19 protein-coding genes are annotated in these 18,439 nt (G+C 57.2%); 10 read left to right on the top strand and 9 right to left on the bottom strand.

All coding sequences use genetic code 11. The features are described from left to right. Nucleotides 1-102: 102 nt before the first annotated feature. Together ychF and pth are read right to left on the bottom strand one after the other, a co-directional pair. The gene (gene ychF, locus FHC51_RS18360; RefSeq protein WP_103822293.1) at nt 103-1,197 is read right to left on the bottom strand and encodes a redox-regulated ATPase YchF; all 1,095 of its coding nucleotides are present in this window, start codon (nt 1,195-1,197) and stop codon (nt 103-105) included. Between the two features lie 126 nt (nt 1,198-1,323). Then, complete coding sequence (gene pth, locus FHC51_RS18355) at nt 1,324-1,908, bottom strand: aminoacyl-tRNA hydrolase (protein WP_103179957.1); 585 nt, start codon at nt 1,906-1,908, stop codon at nt 1,324-1,326. A gap of 274 nt (nt 1,909-2,182) precedes the next feature. Here pth and ychH point away from each other — a divergent pair, with 274 nt between their 5' ends. Then, nucleotides 2,183-2,458 carry a stress-induced protein YchH gene (ychH, locus tag FHC51_RS18350; protein WP_103179956.1) on the top strand — a complete coding sequence of 92 codons (276 nt, stop codon included), beginning with the start codon at nt 2,183-2,185 and terminating at the stop codon, nt 2,456-2,458. 117 nt (nt 2,459-2,575) lie between these two features. Further along, on the top strand, nt 2,576-3,619 hold the full coding sequence (locus FHC51_RS18345) for a MerR family transcriptional regulator (RefSeq protein ID WP_220436288.1): 1,044 nt from the start codon (nt 2,576-2,578) through the stop codon (nt 3,617-3,619). Here FHC51_RS18345 and dauA read toward each other — a convergent pair. The 4 genes from dauA to lolB all read right to left on the bottom strand — a co-directional run bounded on the left by dauA (nt 3,605) and on the right by lolB (nt 7,950). After that, nucleotides 3,605-5,281: a C4-dicarboxylic acid transporter DauA gene (gene dauA / locus FHC51_RS18340; RefSeq protein ID WP_197080164.1), complete on the bottom strand. Its 1,677-nt coding sequence runs from the start codon at nt 5,279-5,281 to the stop codon at nt 3,605-3,607. The two genes, FHC51_RS18345 and dauA, sit on opposite strands and share 15 nt — an antisense overlap. A 120-nt stretch (nt 5,282-5,401) precedes the next feature. Beyond that, nucleotides 5,402-6,349, bottom strand: coding sequence for a ribose-phosphate diphosphokinase (prs, locus tag FHC51_RS18335; RefSeq protein WP_003856663.1), 948 nt, complete (start codon nt 6,347-6,349; stop codon nt 5,402-5,404). A gap of 123 nt (nt 6,350-6,472) precedes the next feature. Beyond that, nucleotides 6,473-7,342, bottom strand: a complete 870-nt coding sequence (gene ispE, locus FHC51_RS18330) for a 4-(cytidine 5'-diphospho)-2-C-methyl-D-erythritol kinase (protein WP_103822291.1) — start codon at nt 7,340-7,342, stop codon at nt 6,473-6,475. Next, nucleotides 7,339-7,950 carry a lipoprotein insertase outer membrane protein LolB gene (gene lolB, locus FHC51_RS18325; protein WP_220436287.1) on the bottom strand — a complete coding sequence of 204 codons (612 nt, stop codon included), beginning with the start codon at nt 7,948-7,950 and terminating at the stop codon, nt 7,339-7,341. The genes ispE and lolB overlap by 4 nt, the downstream gene beginning before the upstream one ends. Nucleotides 7,951-8,218: 268 nt before the next feature. Here lolB and hemA point away from each other — a divergent pair, with 268 nt between their 5' ends. The 6 genes from hemA to kdsA are packed head-to-tail and all read left to right on the top strand — an operon-like array spanning nt 8,219 to nt 13,522. Next, nucleotides 8,219-9,475 (top strand): glutamyl-tRNA reductase, encoded by a 1,257-nt coding sequence (gene hemA / locus FHC51_RS18320; protein ID WP_039030718.1) that lies wholly within the window; start codon nt 8,219-8,221, stop codon nt 9,473-9,475. A 42-nt stretch (nt 9,476-9,517) separates the two neighbouring features. Then, a complete protein-coding gene (prfA, locus tag FHC51_RS18315; RefSeq protein WP_103822290.1) occupies nt 9,518-10,600 on the top strand; it encodes a peptide chain release factor 1 in 1,083 nt (360 codons plus the stop codon). Continuing rightward, nucleotides 10,600-11,433 carry a peptide chain release factor N(5)-glutamine methyltransferase gene (prmC, locus tag FHC51_RS18310; RefSeq protein WP_220436286.1) on the top strand — a complete coding sequence of 278 codons (834 nt, stop codon included), beginning with the start codon at nt 10,600-10,602 and terminating at the stop codon, nt 11,431-11,433. The genes prfA and prmC overlap by 1 nt, the downstream gene beginning before the upstream one ends. After that, the gene (gene sirB2, locus FHC51_RS18305; protein WP_220436285.1) at nt 11,426-11,818 is read left to right on the top strand and encodes an invasion regulator SirB2; all 393 of its coding nucleotides are present in this window, start codon (nt 11,426-11,428) and stop codon (nt 11,816-11,818) included. The genes prmC and sirB2 overlap by 8 nt, the downstream gene beginning before the upstream one ends. A 3-nt stretch (nt 11,819-11,821) precedes the next feature. Further along, complete coding sequence (gene sirB1, locus FHC51_RS18300; protein WP_103179948.1) at nt 11,822-12,631, top strand: invasion regulator SirB1; 810 nt, start codon at nt 11,822-11,824, stop codon at nt 12,629-12,631. Between the two features lie 36 nt (nt 12,632-12,667). Next, nucleotides 12,668-13,522, top strand: coding sequence for a 3-deoxy-8-phosphooctulonate synthase (kdsA, locus tag FHC51_RS18295; RefSeq protein WP_103822287.1), 855 nt, complete (start codon nt 12,668-12,670; stop codon nt 13,520-13,522). Between the two features lie 92 nt (nt 13,523-13,614). Here the strand turns inward: kdsA and chaA are convergent, their stop codons facing one another. Continuing rightward, complete coding sequence (chaA, locus tag FHC51_RS18290; RefSeq protein ID WP_103822286.1) at nt 13,615-14,715, bottom strand: sodium-potassium/proton antiporter ChaA; 1,101 nt, start codon at nt 14,713-14,715, stop codon at nt 13,615-13,617. Between the two features lie 268 nt (nt 14,716-14,983). Here chaA and chaB point away from each other — a divergent pair, with 268 nt between their 5' ends. Together chaB and FHC51_RS18280 are read left to right on the top strand one after the other, a co-directional pair. Then, nucleotides 14,984-15,214 carry a putative cation transport regulator ChaB gene (gene chaB, locus FHC51_RS18285; RefSeq protein WP_220436284.1) on the top strand — a complete coding sequence of 77 codons (231 nt, stop codon included), beginning with the start codon at nt 14,984-14,986 and terminating at the stop codon, nt 15,212-15,214. A gap of 192 nt (nt 15,215-15,406) precedes the next feature. Continuing rightward, entirely contained in the window at nt 15,407-16,102 is a 696-nt protein-coding gene (locus FHC51_RS18280) for a gamma-glutamylcyclotransferase (RefSeq protein ID WP_103179944.1), read from the top strand. Between the two features lie 40 nt (nt 16,103-16,142). Here the strand turns inward: FHC51_RS18280 and FHC51_RS18275 are convergent, their stop codons facing one another. After that, nucleotides 16,143-16,385, bottom strand: a complete 243-nt coding sequence (locus tag FHC51_RS18275; protein WP_103822284.1) for a DUF1883 domain-containing protein — start codon at nt 16,383-16,385, stop codon at nt 16,143-16,145. A gap of 211 nt (nt 16,386-16,596) precedes the next feature. Then, nucleotides 16,597-18,381, bottom strand: coding sequence for a methyl-accepting chemotaxis protein (locus FHC51_RS18270; RefSeq protein WP_220436283.1), 1,785 nt, complete (start codon nt 18,379-18,381; stop codon nt 16,597-16,599). Nucleotides 18,382-18,439 lie beyond the last annotated feature (58 nt).

Here is an 18,439-nt window from a genome sequence, read left to right as displayed (position 1 = left end):
TAATGATTCTACAGGCGAGACAGCGAGCCTTTGATAAAAAAAATCCACGCCATAGCGTGGATTTTTTTCAGATCAGTTAACGCATCCGCAGATGCATGACCCTTAAACGTTAAACAGGAAGTTCATCACATCGCCATCTTTAACGATGTAGTCTTTCCCTTCTGCACGCATCTTGCCGGCTTCTTTCGCGCCTTGCTCACCCTTGTAGGTGATAAAGTCTTCAAAGGCGATGGTCTGGGCACGGATAAAGCCTTTCTCGAAGTCGGTGTGGATTTTACCCGCCGCCTGTGGTGCTGTCGCGCCGACAGGAATAGTCCAGGCGCGTACTTCTTTCACGCCAGCGGTGAAGTAGGTCTGCAGGTTCAGCAGCTGGTAACCGGCGCGGATCACGCGGTTCAGACCAGGCTCTTCCAGACCCATCTCAGCCATGAACTCTTCACGGTCGGCATCGTCCAGCTCGGCGATATCAGACTCGACAGCCGCACACACGGCCACGACCACAGAACCTTCCGCCGCTGCGATTTCACGCACTTTGTCCAGGTATGGGTTGTTTTCAAAACCGTCTTCATTGACGTTGGCAATGTACATGGTCGGCTTCAGGGTCAGGAAGCTCAGGTATTTGATCGCCGCTTTGTCTTCGTCAGTCAGGTTTTTCAGCGCGCGCAGCATGCCCGCGTTTTCGAGCTGTGGCAGACATTTTTCCAGCGCAGCCTGTTCCGCTTTCGCGTCTTTGTCGCCGCCTTTGGCTTTCTTCTGCACACGCTGCAGGGCGCGCTCGCAGGTATCCAGGTCAGCCAGTGCCAGCTCGGTATTGATGACCTCGATATCATCCGCCGGGTCCACTTTGTTGTTCACGTGGATGATGTTGTCGTTCTCAAAGCAACGCACAACGTGGCCGATCGCTTCGGTTTCACGGATGTTGGTCAGGAACTGGTTACCCAGGCCTTCACCTTTCGAGGCGCCTTTTACCAGGCCTGCGATATCCACGAACTCCATGGTGGTTGGCAGAATGCGCTGCGGTTTTACGATCTCCGCAAGCTGATCCAGACGCGGATCGGGCATGGGTACGACACCGGTGTTTGGCTCGATGGTACAGAACGGGAAGTTAGCCGCTTCGATGCCCGCTTTAGTCAGCGCGTTAAACAGGGTGGATTTGCCAACGTTAGGCAGACCAACGATACCGCATTTGAATCCCATTTCTGAATCACCTTAATGTCTTGATATTCAACACGTTAACATTAACGAGTCGAAGAAAAGTAAATAACTACGCCTATTATACACGTAACCCGCACCCTGCGGGGCAAAAAAGCCGTTTCGCGCCGCTTATTGCGCTTTGAAAGCGTGAAGACGGTTGGTGGCTTTGGTTAAACCATCCTGCAACCAGATTTCGGTGCAACGCGCCGCTTCGTCTACCGCCTCGTCGATCAGTTTCTGCTCGGAAACCGGTGGCTTACCCAGGACAAAACCAACAACTTTGTTTTTATCGCCCGGATGACCAATCCCCACGCGTAAGCGATGGAAGTTAGGGTTATTGCCCAGTTTGCTGATGATGTCTTTTAAGCCGTTGTGCCCGCCGTGGCCGCCACCAAGTTTGAATTTCGCCACGCCCGGCGGCAGATCCAGTTCGTCATGCGCCACCAGGATCTCATCTGGATTGATGCGGTAAAAGGTCGCCATCGCGGCCACCGCTTTACCGCTTAAATTCATAAACGTCGTGGGCACCAGCAGACGCACATCGGCGCCAGCCAGGTTAACGCGAGAGGTAAACCCGTAGAATTTAGGCTCTTCACGCAGAGGGGCGCGTAACCGCTCGGCCAGCAGATCAACATACCAGGCGCCAGCATTATGGCGGGTGGCAGCATATTCCGCGCCAGGGTTAGCCAGGCCGACAATCAGTTTAATCGTCACGTTTTTGTTCCTGAAAGTGCTAAGTCTGGCGCGTAGTGTACTGTCTGCCGCGTCGGTTGACAAAATTCTGCTAAGCGACACGTAGAAACTGAATAATCCCGGAGCTGAACCATTAGAATTTCATGCTACTCAAAGGCTTATTTGTAAAGTTTTGTTGCACCGAAGTACGTATTTGTGATCGTTGACGCAATCCGCAAAACGGGTGGTGTCTATACTTTACACACAAGGAATAGGGAGATTATTCCCTTACAACCCAAAGTTCCGGAGGTGCTATATGAAACGCAAAAACGCTTCGCTACTCGGTAACGTGTTGATGGGGTTGGGATTAGTCGTCATGGTTGTCGGCGTCGGTTATTCCATTTTAAACCAGCTTCCGCAACTTGACCTGCCACAATACTTCGCTCATGGCGCAGTGCTGAGCATCTTCCTGGGGGCGGTGCTTTGGCTGGCCGGGGCTCGCGTCAGTGGCCACGAACAGGTCTGCGACCGCTACTGGTGGGTGCGCCATTACGATAAACGCTGCCGTCGCGAACAGCATAAGCACAGCTAACCTGTGACAGCGCGAAAAACGGTTTCTTCGGAAGCCGTTTTTTTTTGCCTTTTTTCTTGACCCTCACGTAACGTAAGGCACCAGAGTGACCGCGTTGGCAAGATAAAAGGAGCAGCGATGTTAATTCAGGTTGGCCTGTTGGCGAAGCGAGCGGGGATCACCGTTCGGACATTACACCATTATGAGCAAACCGGCTTGCTGCTTCCCTCTGCCAGAAGTGCGGCAGGTTACCGTCTTTATACCCTCGCGGATGTACAGCGGCTACACCGTATCCAGGTGTTAGCCAAAGCGGGGCTGGAGCTTGCCGAAATTAAAGAGGTTCTCGATCGGGATCCGCGCTCCATGGTGGATCTCCTGGACGCGCAAATCGCGCTGCTGGATAAACAGATGCGCAGCATTCAGACGCTGCGCGAGCAGCTCGTGAGTTTGCATAGCGCGCTGGCCGCAGGCACCGAGCCCGATCTGGAATCCTGGTTACAGACGCTGGAGTTAATGACGATGTACGATCGCTGGTTCAGTAAAGAAGAGTTACAGGCATTACCGTTTGCGCAGCAGAGTGACACCCTGGCAGAGATCTGGGCAGGGCTGGTGGCTGAAGCCCGGCGCATGCTGGCGGAGAAGGTGGATGTTGCCGACCCACGCGCTACCGGGCTGGCTACGCGCTGGATGACGCAGCTTGAGCAGGATACCGCGGGCAACCCCGACTTCCTGACCCGCCTGAATGAGATGCACAGCGTGGAGCCGCAAATGCGTGAGCAGACAGGAATCGACGCTGACATCCTCGATTTCATCACACGTGCCTTCGCCGAGAGCAAGCTGGCTATCTGGCACCGCTACCTGACCCCCGAGGAGATGGCGTTTACCCGTGCGCACTATTTTGATCGCATGATGGAGTGGCCTGCACTGGTGGCAAAACTGCATCAGGCAAGCCGGGAAGGGGTGCAGGCAGAGAGCCCGGAAGCACAGCGGCTGGCGGAAAACTGGCTGGCGCTGTTCCAGTCTTACGCAGGGGATAATCCTGCAACTCAGCAAAAATTCCGCGAGGCGATGCAGCAGGAGCCGCATCTGATGAAAGGGACCTGGATGACGCCTGCTGTGCTCGAGTGGCTTCAGCAGGCGATCGGTATCATGATGCAGCGCCGGATGTCACAGATCCGCTAACGCTGCCTCACGGTCAGGATAGAACGCCAGACGCCCCGCAATGGGCTGAACCCCTGCGCGCGCCATCGTGCGCAGGGGCTGGAATTCGAGATTGGTCACCCGCAGTTCACAGCCTTCCGGCAGACGTTGGACAAAACGCTGGAAGGCGTCCAGCCCGCCGGCATCCAGCACCGGGACCGCATCCCATTTCAGCACCACGACACGTTTCCCCGCAATGCGCGACTCCAGCTCGCTGAACAATCCTTCCGCGGCGGCAAAAAATAGCGGACCGATGACTCGCAGCACCAGCACGTCTTCCGGCGTGGCGACATTGACACTGGCCAGGCGGGTCATACGGGCAATGCGACGCATAAACAGTAATGATGCCAGCACAATCCCGACGCTTATCGCAATGACCATGTCAAACAGCACCGTCAGCGACATGCAGATCAGCATTACGATGATGTCGTCTTTGGGGGCGCGGCGCAGCAGGTTGATGACTTTATGTGCCTCGCTCATGTTCCATGCCACCATCAGCAGCAGGGCGGCCATGGCCGAGAGCGGCAGCCAGGAGAGCAAGGGTGCCAGCACCAGCAGGGCGAGGATCACCAGAACCGAATGGACCACCGCCGAGACCGGCGACGTTGCGCCCGCGCGCACGTTGGCCGCGGAACGGGCGATGGCCGCTGTGGCGGTAATGCCGCCGAAGAACGGGGCGATAATATTCCCCAGCCCCTGGCCGACCAGCTCGCTGTTGGCTTTATGTTTGGTGCCTGTCATGCCGTCCAGCACCACGGCGCAGAGCAGCGACTCAATCGCCCCCAACATCGCCATCGAAAATGCGGCTGGCAGCAGGGCGCGCAGAGAGTCCCAGCTTAAAGTAAAGCTCGAGCCGGGCAGATCCCACGGCAGCACCAGCTGGGGCAGAAGCTGCGGGATACCGTTACCCTGGGAGCCATCCGCCAACACATAGTGGAACTGCGAGCCGATAGTGGCGACGTGGCCGCCCAGCAGATTGACTATCCCCATTACCGCGCAGCCCAGCAGCAGGGCGGGCAGGTGTCCAGGCAGGCGAATGCCCAGCCGTGGCCAGAGGATCAGCGTGCCCAGGGTCACCACGCCAATCGCCGCATCGCCCAGGTTTGTCGTCGGCAGCGCCATCGCCAGCGCCCCCACTTTTTGCAGGTAATGCTCCGGCACGTGGGCCATCTGTAAGCCTAGGAAATCCTTAATCTGCATGGTGCCGATGGTGATGCCGATCCCGGAGGTAAAGCCCAGGGTCACGGAAAGTGGAATGTACTCAATCAGCCTGCCAAAGCGCGCCAGACCGAACAAAATCAAAAATACCCCGGACATCAGGGTCGCCACCAGCAATCCGCCCAGACCAAACTGCTGAGAAACCGGATAGAGGATCACCACAAAGGCCGCGGTCGGCCCGGAGACGCTGAAGCGCGACCCACCGGTCAGGGCAATCACAATCCCGGCGACGGCGGCAGTGTAGAGGCCATACTGCGGCGCTACGCCGCTGCCAATGGCCAGCGCCATCGCCAGCGGAATGGCAATGATACCGACGGTGATCCCGGCGATCAGGTCACGAGTGAAGCGTGACAGGGTATATTTCTCTTTCCAGCAGGCGTCGATGAGGGCGCGGAAGGGAAGAACATGAGAGGAAGCGTTTTTCACAATCATCATCCATGTGCGCATCATCTGTCATATCAATGGCAGGTGAAGGAGGCATTAATCATACAAATAAATACCACAGACAAAAAAACCCGCCGTAGCGGGTTTTCTGACTGCGTCCGATTAGTGTTCGAACATTGCAGAGATAGACTCTTCGTTGCTGATACGACGAATCGCTTCTGCCAGCATCCCGGACAGGGTCAAAGTACGCACGTTTGGCAGCGCTTTGATCTCGTCGCTCAGTGGGATGGTGTCGCACACCACAACTTCATCAATAACGGAGTTGCGCAGGTTGTTCACGGCATTGCCGGAGAAGATCGGGTGAGTCGCGTAAGCGAATACGCGTTTAGCACCACGCTCTTTCAGCGCTTCGGCGGCTTTGCACAGAGTGCCGCCGGTGTCGATCATGTCGTCAACCAGCACGCAGTCACGGCCAGCAACGTCACCGATGATGTGCATCACCTGAGAAACGTTAGCGCGCGGACGACGTTTGTCGATGATCGCCATGTCGGTGTCATTCAGCAGTTTGGCGATAGCGCGAGCGCGAACCACGCCGCCGATGTCTGGAGAAACCACAATCGGGTTGTCCAGGTTCAGCTGCAGCATATCTTCCAGCAGGATTGGGCTGCCGAATACGTTATCAACCGGAACATCAAAGAAGCCCTGGATCTGCTCGGCATGCAGGTCAACTGTCAGAACACGGTCAACGCCAACACTGGAGAGGAAGTCAGCAACAACTTTTGCGGTAATTGGCACACGTGCGGAACGGACGCGACGGTCCTGACGGGCATAGCCAAAGTAAGGGATGACAGCAGTGATACGGCCAGCGGAAGCACGGCGCAGGGCATCGACCATAACAACCAGTTCCATCAGGTTGTCGTTAGTTGGAGCACAGGTGGACTGGATGATGAAAATATCACCACCGCGTACATTTTCGTTAATTTGTACGCTGACTTCGCCATCGCTAAAGCGACCTACGGCGGCGTCGCCAAGAGAAGTGTACAGGCGGTTGGCAATACGTTGTGCTAGTTCCGGGGTGGCGTTACCAGCAAAAAGCTTCATATCAGGCACGAGAAGAACCTCAGGCATGCGTCCAGTGGTGGATAGTTCGCCGTAAACTGTGCGGGCCAGGCGAATGCTATCCAGGCGGTGTATTAAAGAGCGCGATGCAACGTCTGGAACAAGGTGACGTTGTCACCGAAACTCAGATTGCGCCAGAATGGCCTGCTGTAGCGGGGAGATATTCATACCGCGCGCCACGAAACCATGCAGCCATTCTGGAGCCAGCTCGAGCACCTGACGTGCAGCGGATTCCGTATCAAATTCAGCAAAGACACAGGCTCCTGTGCCAGTCAGGCGCGACGGCGCGTATTCTAACAGCCAGGAAAGCGCTTCATCAACCTCGCGAAAACGTTTTCTTGCGATATCCTCGCAATCGTTGCTGAATTCACATTTTAATAACGTTTCTATTGACCGGACGGGCGTATCGCGTGGAAGGTCCGGATCTTTAAAGATAACCGGGGTGGGAATGCTGACGCCCGGGTGGGCGACCAGGTACCATTTTTCCGCGGGTTCGGCCGGGGAGAGGATCTCGCCCACCCCTTCGGCAAAGGCCGCATGCCCGCGGACAAACACCGGCACGTCGGCCCCGAGCGTTAACCCGAGCGCGGCCAGTTCATCCACCGAGAGATCGCAGCCCCACAGGTGATTGAGCACCACCAGCACGGTGGCGGCATTTGACGACCCGCCGCCGAGCCCACCGCCCATCGGCAGCCGTTTCTCCACGCGGATATCCGCGCCGCTGCCCGCAGGCAGACGTCCGCTTTGCTGCGCCGCCGCCATCAGCAGCCGGGCAGCCCGCACGATCAGGTTATCTTCATCGGCCACACCCTCCACCGGAGTGAGCAGACGAAGCTGCCCATCCTGACGCGGCTCAATCGAAATGGTGTCGCCGTAGTCGATAAACTGAAACAGCGTCTGCAGGGTGTGATAGCCGTCCGCACGCTGGCCGGTGATGTATAAAAACAGGTTAAGTTTTGCGGGTGAAGGCCAGTGGGTCATCATTTGACAATCCAGTTATCCATCTTCAGCTTGATGCGCTGGCCGCCTTCGGTCAGTTCCAGGCTGGTTGGCAGAGCCGGTTTGGTGTTGCTGTCGTAGCCGCCGTAGACCACGTGCCAGTTTTTACCGTTCTGGCTGTAGTTCACTTCACTCAGACGGTACTGATCGTCGAGTTTGTAGTCGGTGGCGTCGCCCGGCAGACCAAGGATCCACTGGCGCAGGCTGGTAATCGGAATTGGCATCCCGGTCAGCTTGCCGATCATCTCTTCGGCATCGGTGCCGGTATATTTCTGCCCTTTGTTATCGGTGATTTGCGCGCTGCCTGGCTGGGCAATCAGCTCCATCTCGGTGCTCCCCACCGGGTTGAGCAACAGCAGGCGATAGCGATCCTGGCCGGTCTGCTGCCAGAAGAAGCGGGCATACACTTTCTGCTGATCCGACAGATACGCAAAGGCACCGCGGGTCTGGTACTGGTTTAAACCACGCACCTCCTGCTGGTGCTGACGCCACTGCGGTGAGTCAGGGCTTTTGCCTGGCCCTTTGGGCGGCGTAATGGAACATGCGGTAAGTACCAGCGCGGCGAGGGGCAGGAGGCGAATCAGTCTGGTCATAATAATGACAAATCCTTGAGATACGTGGCGGTTATAGTTCTTAATGCTAGCGCCCGTATGCGGCAGCGTCTACGCTCAAGTTATCCTAAATCATAGAATTAACCATGCTACTTCAGGTTCAGAGGCGTTGGCTGCATCGCGAACTTTTTTGGTTAATATGAACTGGTAACCTATTACTCCGAAAGGGGGCAGTCTCTTTTATTGATCTCGCGCATCCTGTATGATGCGCCCTGCTAACCCTATTAACGCTGGTACTACTCCCGCTCATATGACCCTTTTAGCACTCGGTATTAACCACAAAACGGCCCCGGTTTCACTGCGAGAACGCGTCACGTTTTCGCCGGATACGCTCGACCAGGCGCTGGAAAGTCTGCTTGCCCAGCCGATGGTGCAGGGGGGCGTGGTGCTGTCGACGTGCAACCGTACTGAGCTCTATCTCAGCGTGGAAGAGCAGGATAACCTGCACGAAGCGTTGATCCGCTGGTTATGCGAATACCACAACCTGAACGAAGAAGAGCTGCGTAACAGCCTCTACTGGCATCAGGATAACGATGCGGTCAGCCATCTGATGCGCGTGGCCAGCGGCCTTGATTCGCTGGTACTCGGCGAGCCGCAGATCCTCGGGCAGGTTAAAAAAGCGTTTGCCGACTCGCAAAAAGGCCACCTTAAGGCCAGCGAGCTGGAGCGCATGTTCCAGAAATCCTTCTCTGTCGCCAAGCGAGTGCGAACCGAAACTGACATTGGCGCCAGTGCCGTTTCCGTTGCGTTTGCCGCCTGTACGCTGGCGCGACAGATCTTTGAATCCCTCTCGACGGTCTCTGTGCTGCTGGTCGGCGCAGGCGAAACCATTGAGCTGGTCGCGCGTCATCTGCGCGAGCACAAAGTGAAGAAGATGATTATCGCTAACCGCACCCGTGAACGCGCCCAGGCGCTGGCGGATGAGGTCGGCGCGGAAGTGATTGCCCTCAGCGACATCGACGCCCGTCTGAACGAGGCGGATATCATCATCAGCTCCACCGCCAGCCCGCTGCCGATTATCGGCAAAGGCATGGTAGAGCGCGCCCTTAAGTCCCGTCGCAATCAGCCGATGCTGCTGGTGGACATCGCCGTTCCGCGTGATGTCGAACCGGAAGTGGGCAAGCTGGCGAACGCCTATCTCTACAGCGTGGACGATCTGCAAAGCATCATTTCCCACAACCTCGCCCAGCGCAAAGCGGCGGCGGTGCAGGCCGAAACGATTGTCGAGCAGGAAACCAGCGAATTTATGGCCTGGCTGCGCGCGCAAAGCGTCAGCGAGACGATTCGCGAATACCGCGGTCAGGCGGAACAGGTACGTAATGAACTGACTGCCAAAGCGATGGCGGCCCTGGAGCAGGGCGGCGATCCGCAGGTCATCATGCAGGAACTGGCATGGAAACTGACCAACCGTTTGATCCATGCCCCAACCAAATCACTTCAACAGGCTGCCCGTGACGGGGACGACGAACGCCTGAATATTCTGCGCGACAGCCTCGGGCTGGAATAGCGCGCCATACCCATTTTATAATTAAAAGGTGCACTTACGCCTATGAAGCCCTCTATTGTCGCCAAACTGGAAGCGCTGCACGAGCGCCATGAAGAAGTTCAGGCGCTGCTCGGCGATGCCGCGACCATTGCTGACCAGGAACGTTTCCGCGCCCTGTCGCGCGAATATGCACAATTAAGTGACGTTGCGCGCTGCTTTACCGCCTGGCAACAGGTTCAGGAAGATATTGAAACCGCGCAGATGATGCTCGACGACCCGGAAATGCGCGAGATGGCGCAGGAAGAGTTGCAGGAAGCGAAAGTCCGCTCCGAAGAGATGGAGCAGCAGCTTCAGGTGCTTCTGCTGCCAAAAGATCCGGACGATGAGCGCAACGCCTTTGTCGAAGTCCGCGCCGGAACCGGCGGGGATGAAGCGGCCCTGTTTGCCGGGGATCTGTTCCGTATGTACAGCCGCTATGCTGAATCCCGCCGCTGGCGTGTGGAGATCATGAGCGCTAACGAAGGCGAACATGGTGGCTACAAAGAAGTGATCGCCAAAATCAGCGGCGAGGGCGTATACGGTCGCCTGAAGTTTGAGTCCGGCGGCCATCGCGTCCAGCGCGTCCCGGCCACCGAATCCCAGGGGCGTATCCACACCTCCGCCTGCACCGTGGCGGTCATGCCTGAGCTGCCGGAAGCTGAGCTGCCGGATATCAACCCGGCGGATCTGCGTATCGATACCTTCCGCTCCTCCGGCGCGGGCGGCCAGCACGTTAACACCACCGATTCCGCGATCCGTATTACCCACCTGCCAACCGGCATCGTGGTGGAGTGTCAGGACGAACGTTCCCAGCATAAAAACAAAGCCAAAGCGCTCTCGGTGCTGGGTGCCCGTATCCATGCCGCAGAGATGGCGAAACGCCAGCAGGCGGAAGCCTCAACCCGTCGCAACCTGCTGGGCAGCGGCGATCGCAGCGATCGCAACCGCACCTATAACTTCCCGCAGGGTCGTGTGACCGATCACCGCATCAACCTGACCCTCTATCGTCTGGATGAGACGATGGAAGGCAAACTGGATCTGCTGATCGAACCTATCGTGCAGGAGTACCAGGCCGACCAGCTGGCAGCGCTGGCAGAGCAGGATTAATGGATTTTCAGCACTGGCTACAGCAGGCGATAAGCACGCTGGCGGGGGGCGAAAGCCCCCGTCGCGATGCGGAGATCCTGCTGGAGCATGTGACGGGTAAAGCACGCACCTGGATTCTTGCTTTTGGCGAAACGCAGCTGACTGCTGACCAGCAGGCTCAGCTTGACGCACTTCTGGCGCGCCGCAAAACCGGTGAGCCGGTGGCGCACCTGGTGGGCGAGCGTGAGTTCTGGTCGCTGCCGCTCTATGTCTCTGCTGCAACTTTAATTCCCCGTCCCGATACCGAATGCCTGGTTGAGCAGGCGCTGGCGAGATTGCCCGCCACCCCCGCGCGCATTCTGGATCTCGGCACCGGCACCGGGGCCATCGCTCTGGCGCTGGCCAGCGAGCGTTCGGACTGTCAGGTGACGGCAGTAGATCTCATGCCCGATGCGGTGGCGCTGGCACAGCGTAACCTTGAGCGCCTGGCGTTAGAGAACGTGACGGTGCAGCAGAGCAGCTGGTTTACCGCCCTCGCTGACCAGCAGTTCGAGATGATCGTCAGTAACCCGCCCTATATCGATGAGTGCGATCCGCATCTCGGCGAAGGGGATGTGCGCTTTGAACCGCGCAGCGCGCTGGTTGCGGCGGATCACGGACTGGCAGATCTCAGCCATATTATTATCCAGTCTCGCCAACACCTGGCCAGCAATGGCTGGCTGCTGCTGGAGCATGGCTGGACGCAGGGCGAAGCGGTGCGCAATCTCTTCCGGCAGGCCGGTTTTGCCCAGGTCGAAACCTGTCGCGACTATGGCGGCAACGAGCGCCTGACCGTGGGCAAATGGCATGAATAGCTTCTCTGTACTGACCGCCCTGCACCTGACGGCAGTCGTCCTGACCGTCAGTTTTTTTGCGCTGCGTTACTGGTGGCGTTACAGCAATAATGCCCTTATCAACGCGCGCTGGGTGCGGGTTCTGCCGCACTGCATCGACACCGTGCTGTTTCTTTCCGGCGCAGGGTTGATGTGGGTGACCGGTTATCTGCCGTTTACAGATGAAGGGTCATGGCTGACTGAAAAGCTGTTTGGCGTTATCATCTACATCGTTTTGGGTTTTATTGCGCTGGGACGTCATCGTCCGCGCAGCCAGCAGGCGGGGTTTGTTGCCTTTCTGCTGGGGCTGGTGGTGCTGTACATCATCATTAAACTCGCCACCACAAGAATACCGATACTGGGGTAAGTCATGGAGTCCTTGGCCGATTTCGAATTTAACAAAGTGCCGCTGTGCGATGGAATGATTAAGGTATCAGAGATGATCCGCGATGATTTCATTTCGCAATACGTCTACGATGAACTGGAGAAACTGGTGAGTCTGGCGCGTGAAGAGATTAATCAGGCGCGTCCTCAGGACTGGCAACTGGAGAAACTGATTGAGCTTTTTTATGGCGAGTGGGGCTTTTGCGATACGCGTGGCGTGTATCGGCTCTCCGACGCGCTGTGGCTCGATCAGGTACTGAAAAACCGTCAGGGCAGCGCTGTCTCCCTGGGGGCGATTTTATTATGGGTAGCGCACCGTCTTGATATTCCGCTGGTGCCGGTCATCTTCCCGACGCAGATGCTGCTGCGCGCCGAGTGGCTGGACGGCGAGATGTGGTTAATCAATCCCTTTAATGGCGACACGCTCGACGATCACACGCTGGATGTCTGGCTGAAGGGCAACATCAGCCCGATGGCGGAGCTCTACAACGAAGATCTGGACGAAGCGGATAACGCCGAGGTAGTCCGCAAGCTGCTGGATACGCTGAAGTCAGCGCTGATGGAAGAGCGGCAGATGGAGCTGGCCTTGCGTGCCAGTGAGGTGCTGCTGCAGTTTAACCCGGAAGATCCGTACGAGATCCGCGACCGCGGCCTTATCTACGTGCAGCTTGAGTGTGACCACGTTGCGCTGAATGATTTGAGTTATTTTGTTGAGCAGTGTCCGGAAGATCCGATCAGCGAAATGATCCGCGCGCAGATTAATTCCATCGCGCACAAACAGATTACACTGCATTAATCTTAATTCTGATTCACACCTGAATAAGGCGATCCTATGAAACAAAAAGTGGTTAGCATTGGCGATATCAACGTGGCGAACGACCTGCCGTTCGTGCTGTTCGGCGGCATGAACGTACTGGAATCCCGCGACCTCGCGATGCGTATCTGCGAACACTACGTGACCGTGACCCAGAAGCTGGGTATCCCGTACGTGTTCAAAGCCTCTTTTGACAAAGCCAACCGCTCCTCTATTCACTCTTACCGCGGCCCGGGCCTGGAAGAGGGGATGAAAATTTTCCAGGAGCTGAAGCAGACCTTTGGCGTAAAAGTGATCACCGACGTCCATGAAGCAAGCCAGGCGCAGCCTGTGGCAGACGTGGTTGACGTGATCCAGCTGCCCGCGTTCCTTGCCCGTCAGACCGATCTGGTCGAAGCGATGGCGAAAACCGGCGCTGTTATCAACGTGAAAAAACCGCAGTTCGTCAGCCCAGGCCAGATGGGGAACATCGTCGATAAGTTTATCGAAGGCGGTAACGACCAGGTGATCCTCTGCGACCGTGGTTCCAACTTCGGTTATGACAACCTGGTGGTCGACATGCTGGGCTTCAGCGTGATGAAAAATGTCTCTAACCAGTCGCCGGTCATCTTCGACGTGACCCACTCCCTGCAGTGCCGCGACCCGTTTGGTGCAGCTTCCGGCGGCCGTCGTGCGCAGGTTACCGAACTGGCGCGCGCCGGTATGGCGACCGGTCTGGCGGGCCTGTTTATCGAAGCGCATCCGGATCCTGCCAACGCCAAGTGCGACGGCCCATCCGCGCTGCCGCTGGATAAGCTGGAGCCGTTCCTGAAGCAGATCAAGGCGATTGACGATCTGGTCAAGAGCTTTGAAGAGCTGGATACGTCCAACTAATTTGATGAAAGAAAAAACCCGCCGAGGCGGGTTTTTTTATGCCCGGCGGCGCTGCGCTTGCGCGGGCCTCCGGGTTCGGTGGTAATACTGCGTCACGCAAATATCGTCATCAGATAGGCCGCAAACAATGCCATGTGCGCCGCACCGTTGAGCACATTGGTGCGCCCGGTGGAAAACGAAATCTGGCACAGCAGCAGCGACGCCACCATCACAATCATCTCTGGTGCCCCCAGGCTGAACTGCAGCTCGTTACCGGTGAGGAAGGCGATCAGCGTCACCACCGGCACGGTCAGGGAGATGGTCGCCAGCACCGAGCCAAAGAAGAGGTTCATGGCACGCTGCACCTGGTTGTTCAGCACGGCACGTAATGCTCCCAGCCCTTCCGGGGAGAGGATCAGCAGCGCCACAAGGAAGCCGGTAAAGGCCACCGGCGCGTTCATCGCCGTCAACAGCGTCTCCAGCGGCGCCGCATTCATCTTGGTAACCGCAATGACCGCAATCAGATGCACCACCAGCCAGACCGTATGCCACAGGCTGCTGTGCGCGGACGGCTTGCCGTGGTGCGGGTCATCGTCGTCGCTCTCATCTTCATGCTCATACACGAACAGGCTCTGGTGCGTTTTGGTCTGGATCAGCAGAAACACGCCGTACATCGCCGCAGAAATCAGCGCCACGAGCAGGGCCTGACCGGTAGTGAAATTGGCCCCCGGCAGCGCCATCGGGAATACCAGCACGATAATCGCCAGCGGGAAGAGGGCGATCAGGTACTGCTTAATACCAAATAGGTTCAGATATTGCGTCGCGAATTTGCGCCCGCCCAGCAGCAGCGAGAAGCCGACCAGCCCGCCGGTGACAATCATAATGATGGAGTAGAGCGTATCGCGCATCAGGGTAGGCGCCGCATCACCGGTCGCCATCAGGGCGGAAATAAGGCTCACTTCGAGAATAACGACGGAAAGACTTAAAATCAGGGAACCGTAAGGTTCGCCCAGGCGGTGGGCCAGCACGTCGGCATGGCGTACAACGCTAAAAGCACTGCTCAGAATACCCACGAGGGCCAGAATATTAATCCCGATGACCACTGGCAGTGACTGCGCGCTTCCCCAGAAGAGCAGCACGGCCAGGGCCAGCACCGGGAAAATGAGAGACGTCTCCTTATGACGGGTTTTCACCGTCTCGTGTGCGGTTGTCATGTATTTCTCCGTTTTGGCAGGTGCTTGTAATTATAGATAGAAAAAGAGGAGGTTAAATTAACAGATCGCCGTTAATCTCTGAGTATCTTTTACTTAATTTTACGGTACAGGGGAATTATTTCACGAGAGCGTCATAATAATATATTTTTGTTAAATAGGGTCTTAATAACAGTGCATTAAGAAAATGAAACTCAGAATTATAGATTCGACTGGAAGCCCGCGGCATTGTCGACCACACTTATTAAGTGAATAAAAAGAGGGGGTTGCTATGCCATACAAATCGAAAACTGATTTACCGGATAACGTTAAGAACGTACTGCCTACCCACGCGCAGGATATCTACAAAGAAGCCTTTAACAGCGCCTGGGATCAGTACAAAGATAAAGAGGACCGTCGGGGCGATGACAGTCGTGAGGAGACCGCTCACAAGGTGGCCTGGGCGGCGGTGAAGCAGGACTACGAAAAGGGAGACGATGATAAGTGGCATAAGAAGAAATAGTCATTGCTTAGTTAGCTGTGCTTAATAGTTTGCACCGTCGGCTTTGACTTTTAAGGCGGTCGGCCTCGCGCTCTGTTGCACCCGGCGAGATTATTGCATATCGTCACCCTACTGCTTTCTAATTGAGCAGTAAAAGGACCCGGAAGGTTCATAAAGTGAGGGCAGGGATGCAGGCAGTGGCGGAGGTGCAATATGTTAACGCGAGATTTTCTTATGAAGGCCGACTGCAGAACGGCCTTTGGTGCGATCGAAGAGTCGCTTCTGTGGTCAGCCGAGCAGCGCGCAGCGTCGCTGGCTGCGACCCTGGCCTGCCGTCCGGACAACGGTCCGGTATGGCTCTTCGGCTATGGTTCCCTGATGTGGAACCCGGCGCTGGAGTATGTTGAATCGGCAACCGGGACGCTTCCGGGCTGGCATCGTGCCTTCTGTTTGCGCCTGACCGCCGGACGCGGCAGCGCCTGCCAGCCAGGCCGTATGCTTGCACTAAAAGAGGGCGGACGCACCACCGGCGTGGCCTACCGTCTGCCGGATGCGACCCTGGAAGAGGAGCTGGCGCTGCTATGGAAGCGTGAGATGATCACGGGCTGCTATATGCCGAGCTGGTGTCGGCTGGAGCTGGATGATGGACGCACCGTTAACGCCCTGGTCTTTATTATGGACCCGCGCCATCCGCTGTTTGAGGCCGACACGCGCGCGCAGGTCATCGCCCCGCTGATCGCTGCCGCCAGCGGCCCGCTTGGCACCAACGCACAATATCTCTTCTCGCTCGATCAGGAGCTGACGCGTCTCGGCATGCAGGATGATTGTCTGAACGAGCTGGTATCGCGGGTGCGGGCACTGCTGGATAACGAATCGCCGGAAAGCCAGCTGCGCCCCGGCTTTGCCTGAAAAAAAGCCCGGTGACAGTGCGCCACCGGGCGAAGAGTGATCATGCTGCGACGTAGCTGATGGAGTGCTCAAGCGACTGGCTGTGGCTGTCGATGAGCACCTCCCAGGTTCCGGTATAAGGCACCGTGAGCCAGGCGCTGTCCCTGTTCTGTACGCTTAAAATATCTGCCTGCGTTTTACGTGGCGCTTTGTTACTCATCAGATGAATATGACAACGCTCTGAGCAGCGCACCACTACCGTATCCCCGCCAAACAACTTCAGACTTGCTTTTACCAGTGCCATTTTTTACCCCGTATCCGGAAACAACGCTCTCCTTGCGGCTAATCCTGAGCGTGATGTTGTTCACAATTCACTCATGGCATAACACCAAAGGGGAGGGGGCGGAGTGCTGATTTTGATCAAAAAATGGCATAAGCCTTAAACAAAAATGACAAAATGCCTGAAAGTGCGCAGCGGACATCGCTTTACGCGGCTTTCAGGCAGCGGATTAACATTAAATGCGGAAATGACCGGCGGTTTCAGCGAGGTCGCCTGCCTGACCCTGCAGGGCGCTGGCGGCGGCAGCCGACTGCACCACCAGTTCGGCGTTTTGCTGCACCATGCTGTCCAGATTGAGCACCGCGCGGTTAATCTCCTGAATGCCTTTCATCTGCTCGCTGGTCGCCACGGTGATCTCCCGCATGATCCCCGACATGCTGCCAATGCTGGTGACGATCTCATTCATGCTCTGCCCGGCAAGATGCACATAGCGCGAACCGGTCGCCACGCTGTCGGTGGTGGAGTCGATCAGGCTTTTGATCTCTTTTGCCGCCTGGGCGCTGCGGCTGGCGAGATTGCGCACTTCGCCCGCCACCACGGCAAAGCCGCGTCCTTGCTCACCGGCACGTGCCGCTTCAACCGAGGCGTTCAGCGCCAGAATATTGGTCTGGAAAGCAATGCCGTCAATCACGCTGGTGATGTCGCCAATTTTGGTCGAGGCGGCTTCGATGGACTGCATGGTGGTGATCGCCTGCGACACCACGTTGCCGCCCCGCGTCGCGGCCTCGGCAGCTTTGCCCGCCTGCTCGTTCGCCACGGCGGCAGATTCGGTGGACTGCGCCACGGAGGCGGTGATCTGCTCCACGGCGCTGGCGGTTTCACGCAGGCTGGAGGCGGCCCGCTCGGTGCGGCCAGAGAGATCCTGGTTCCCGGCGGCAATCTCCTGGGCGGCGTTCTTCACCGAGGCGCTGGCGTCGCGCAACTGCACCATCACCACCGCGAGTTTATCGCTGAAGGCGTTAAAGGCATGGGCGATCTGCGCCACCTCATCGTCACCTTTCTCCGGCAGACGCTGGGAGAGATCGTTGGTGCCATTGGCAATGGCGTGCATCGCATCGCGAATATCCGACAGGCGCTTCAGCAGGCGGGCAATCACGAAATGCACAACCACCGCGCTGAGCAGCACCAGCACAACCAGCGACAGGGAGGAAGCTTTCAGCAGGGTGCGCATACCTGTCGTCGCATCATCGCTGTCAAGCGCGACAATCAGCTGCCACTGGGTACCAGCAATCGGGGTTGCGGAGAAGGTTTTCGCCACGCCGTTGTACTCCCCCTCGGCGCTGTTGCCATTCTTCAGCGCAGCCAGATCGACGCCGCTGATGACCGCTTTAAAAGGCTTTAAGGTCAGCTCGGGATCGCTGGCGGCGATGACCGAACCCTCGCTGTCAACCAGCAGCCCGCTGCTGGCTGGCGTCGGATGGATGCCGCGCACGTTGGCGATCACGCTGTCCATCGCCACATCGCCCGCCAGTACCGCTTTCAGCTCGCCGTTCTCTTTCACCGGCACGGCGAAAGTGACCACCAGCTTTTTGGTGCCGGTATCCACATACGGGGCGGTGACGATGGCGCGATCCTCTCTCACCGCCTGCTGATACCACGGACGCACCGTTGGATCGTAGTCGGCAGGTACCCCTTCAGGGTTGGAAAACTTCGCGGTTTTGCTGGCGTAGCCGGCATAGACGTTGATAAACCCGCCCGCCTGCGCCAGCTGTTTAAACATCGGTACCGGATCGTCGCTCAGGACGACGTTCTGCAGGGAGCTGATCACCAGCGTCTTGCTGCTGACCCAGTCGGCAATCGCCATGCTGTGGCTGGCGCTGGTGCTGGCCAGTATCGAACGTTGGGACTGTTGATTATCCTGACGCGTGACCTGGAAATTAATCACGGTATTCAGTAAAAGCGCGGCGATCAGACATCCGACCGTCGCCGCAATAATACGAGCGCGAATTGACCTGAACATAATGAAATACCTGCTGTGTTGTTGTAAAAAGCCTATCGGCATCGGGCAGGCAAACTTG

This window comes from Leclercia sp. EC_58 (assembly GCF_019584355.1).
GTDB lineage: Bacteria > Pseudomonadota > Gammaproteobacteria > Enterobacterales > Enterobacteriaceae > Enterobacter.
This window is presented reverse-complemented; position numbering and strand designations above follow the sequence as displayed.

What these genes read in the sequence shown, in the direction of transcription:
- FHC51_RS18270 (WP_220436283.1), bottom strand. Translation starts at nt 18,381, where the DNA reads ATGTTCAGGTCAATTCGCGCTCGTATTATTGCGGCGACGGTCGGATGT.
- prfA (WP_103822290.1), top strand. Translation starts at nt 9,518, where the DNA reads ATGAAGCCCTCTATTGTCGCCAAACTGGAAGCGCTGCACGAGCGCCAT.
- hemA (WP_039030718.1), top strand. Translation starts at nt 8,219, where the DNA reads ATGACCCTTTTAGCACTCGGTATTAACCACAAAACGGCCCCGGTTTCA.
- FHC51_RS18275 (WP_103822284.1), bottom strand. Translation starts at nt 16,385, where the DNA reads ATGGCACTGGTAAAAGCAAGTCTGAAGTTGTTTGGCGGGGATACGGTA.
- chaA (WP_103822286.1), bottom strand. Translation starts at nt 14,715, where the DNA reads ATGACAACCGCACACGAGACGGTGAAAACCCGTCATAAGGAGACGTCT.
- FHC51_RS18345 (WP_220436288.1), top strand. Translation starts at nt 2,576, where the DNA reads ATGTTAATTCAGGTTGGCCTGTTGGCGAAGCGAGCGGGGATCACCGTT.
- ychH (WP_103179956.1), top strand. Translation starts at nt 2,183, where the DNA reads ATGAAACGCAAAAACGCTTCGCTACTCGGTAACGTGTTGATGGGGTTG.
- FHC51_RS18280 (WP_103179944.1), top strand. Translation starts at nt 15,407, where the DNA reads ATGTTAACGCGAGATTTTCTTATGAAGGCCGACTGCAGAACGGCCTTT.
- ispE (WP_103822291.1), bottom strand. Translation starts at nt 7,342, where the DNA reads ATGATGACCCACTGGCCTTCACCCGCAAAACTTAACCTGTTTTTATAC.
- sirB2 (WP_220436285.1), top strand. Translation starts at nt 11,426, where the DNA reads ATGAATAGCTTCTCTGTACTGACCGCCCTGCACCTGACGGCAGTCGTC.
- chaB (WP_220436284.1), top strand. Translation starts at nt 14,984, where the DNA reads ATGCCATACAAATCGAAAACTGATTTACCGGATAACGTTAAGAACGTA.
- sirB1 (WP_103179948.1), top strand. Translation starts at nt 11,822, where the DNA reads ATGGAGTCCTTGGCCGATTTCGAATTTAACAAAGTGCCGCTGTGCGAT.
- prmC (WP_220436286.1), top strand. Translation starts at nt 10,600, where the DNA reads ATGGATTTTCAGCACTGGCTACAGCAGGCGATAAGCACGCTGGCGGGG.
- lolB (WP_220436287.1), bottom strand. Translation starts at nt 7,950, where the DNA reads ATGACCAGACTGATTCGCCTCCTGCCCCTCGCCGCGCTGGTACTTACC.
- ychF (WP_103822293.1), bottom strand. Translation starts at nt 1,197, where the DNA reads ATGGGATTCAAATGCGGTATCGTTGGTCTGCCTAACGTTGGCAAATCC.
- kdsA (WP_103822287.1), top strand. Translation starts at nt 12,668, where the DNA reads ATGAAACAAAAAGTGGTTAGCATTGGCGATATCAACGTGGCGAACGAC.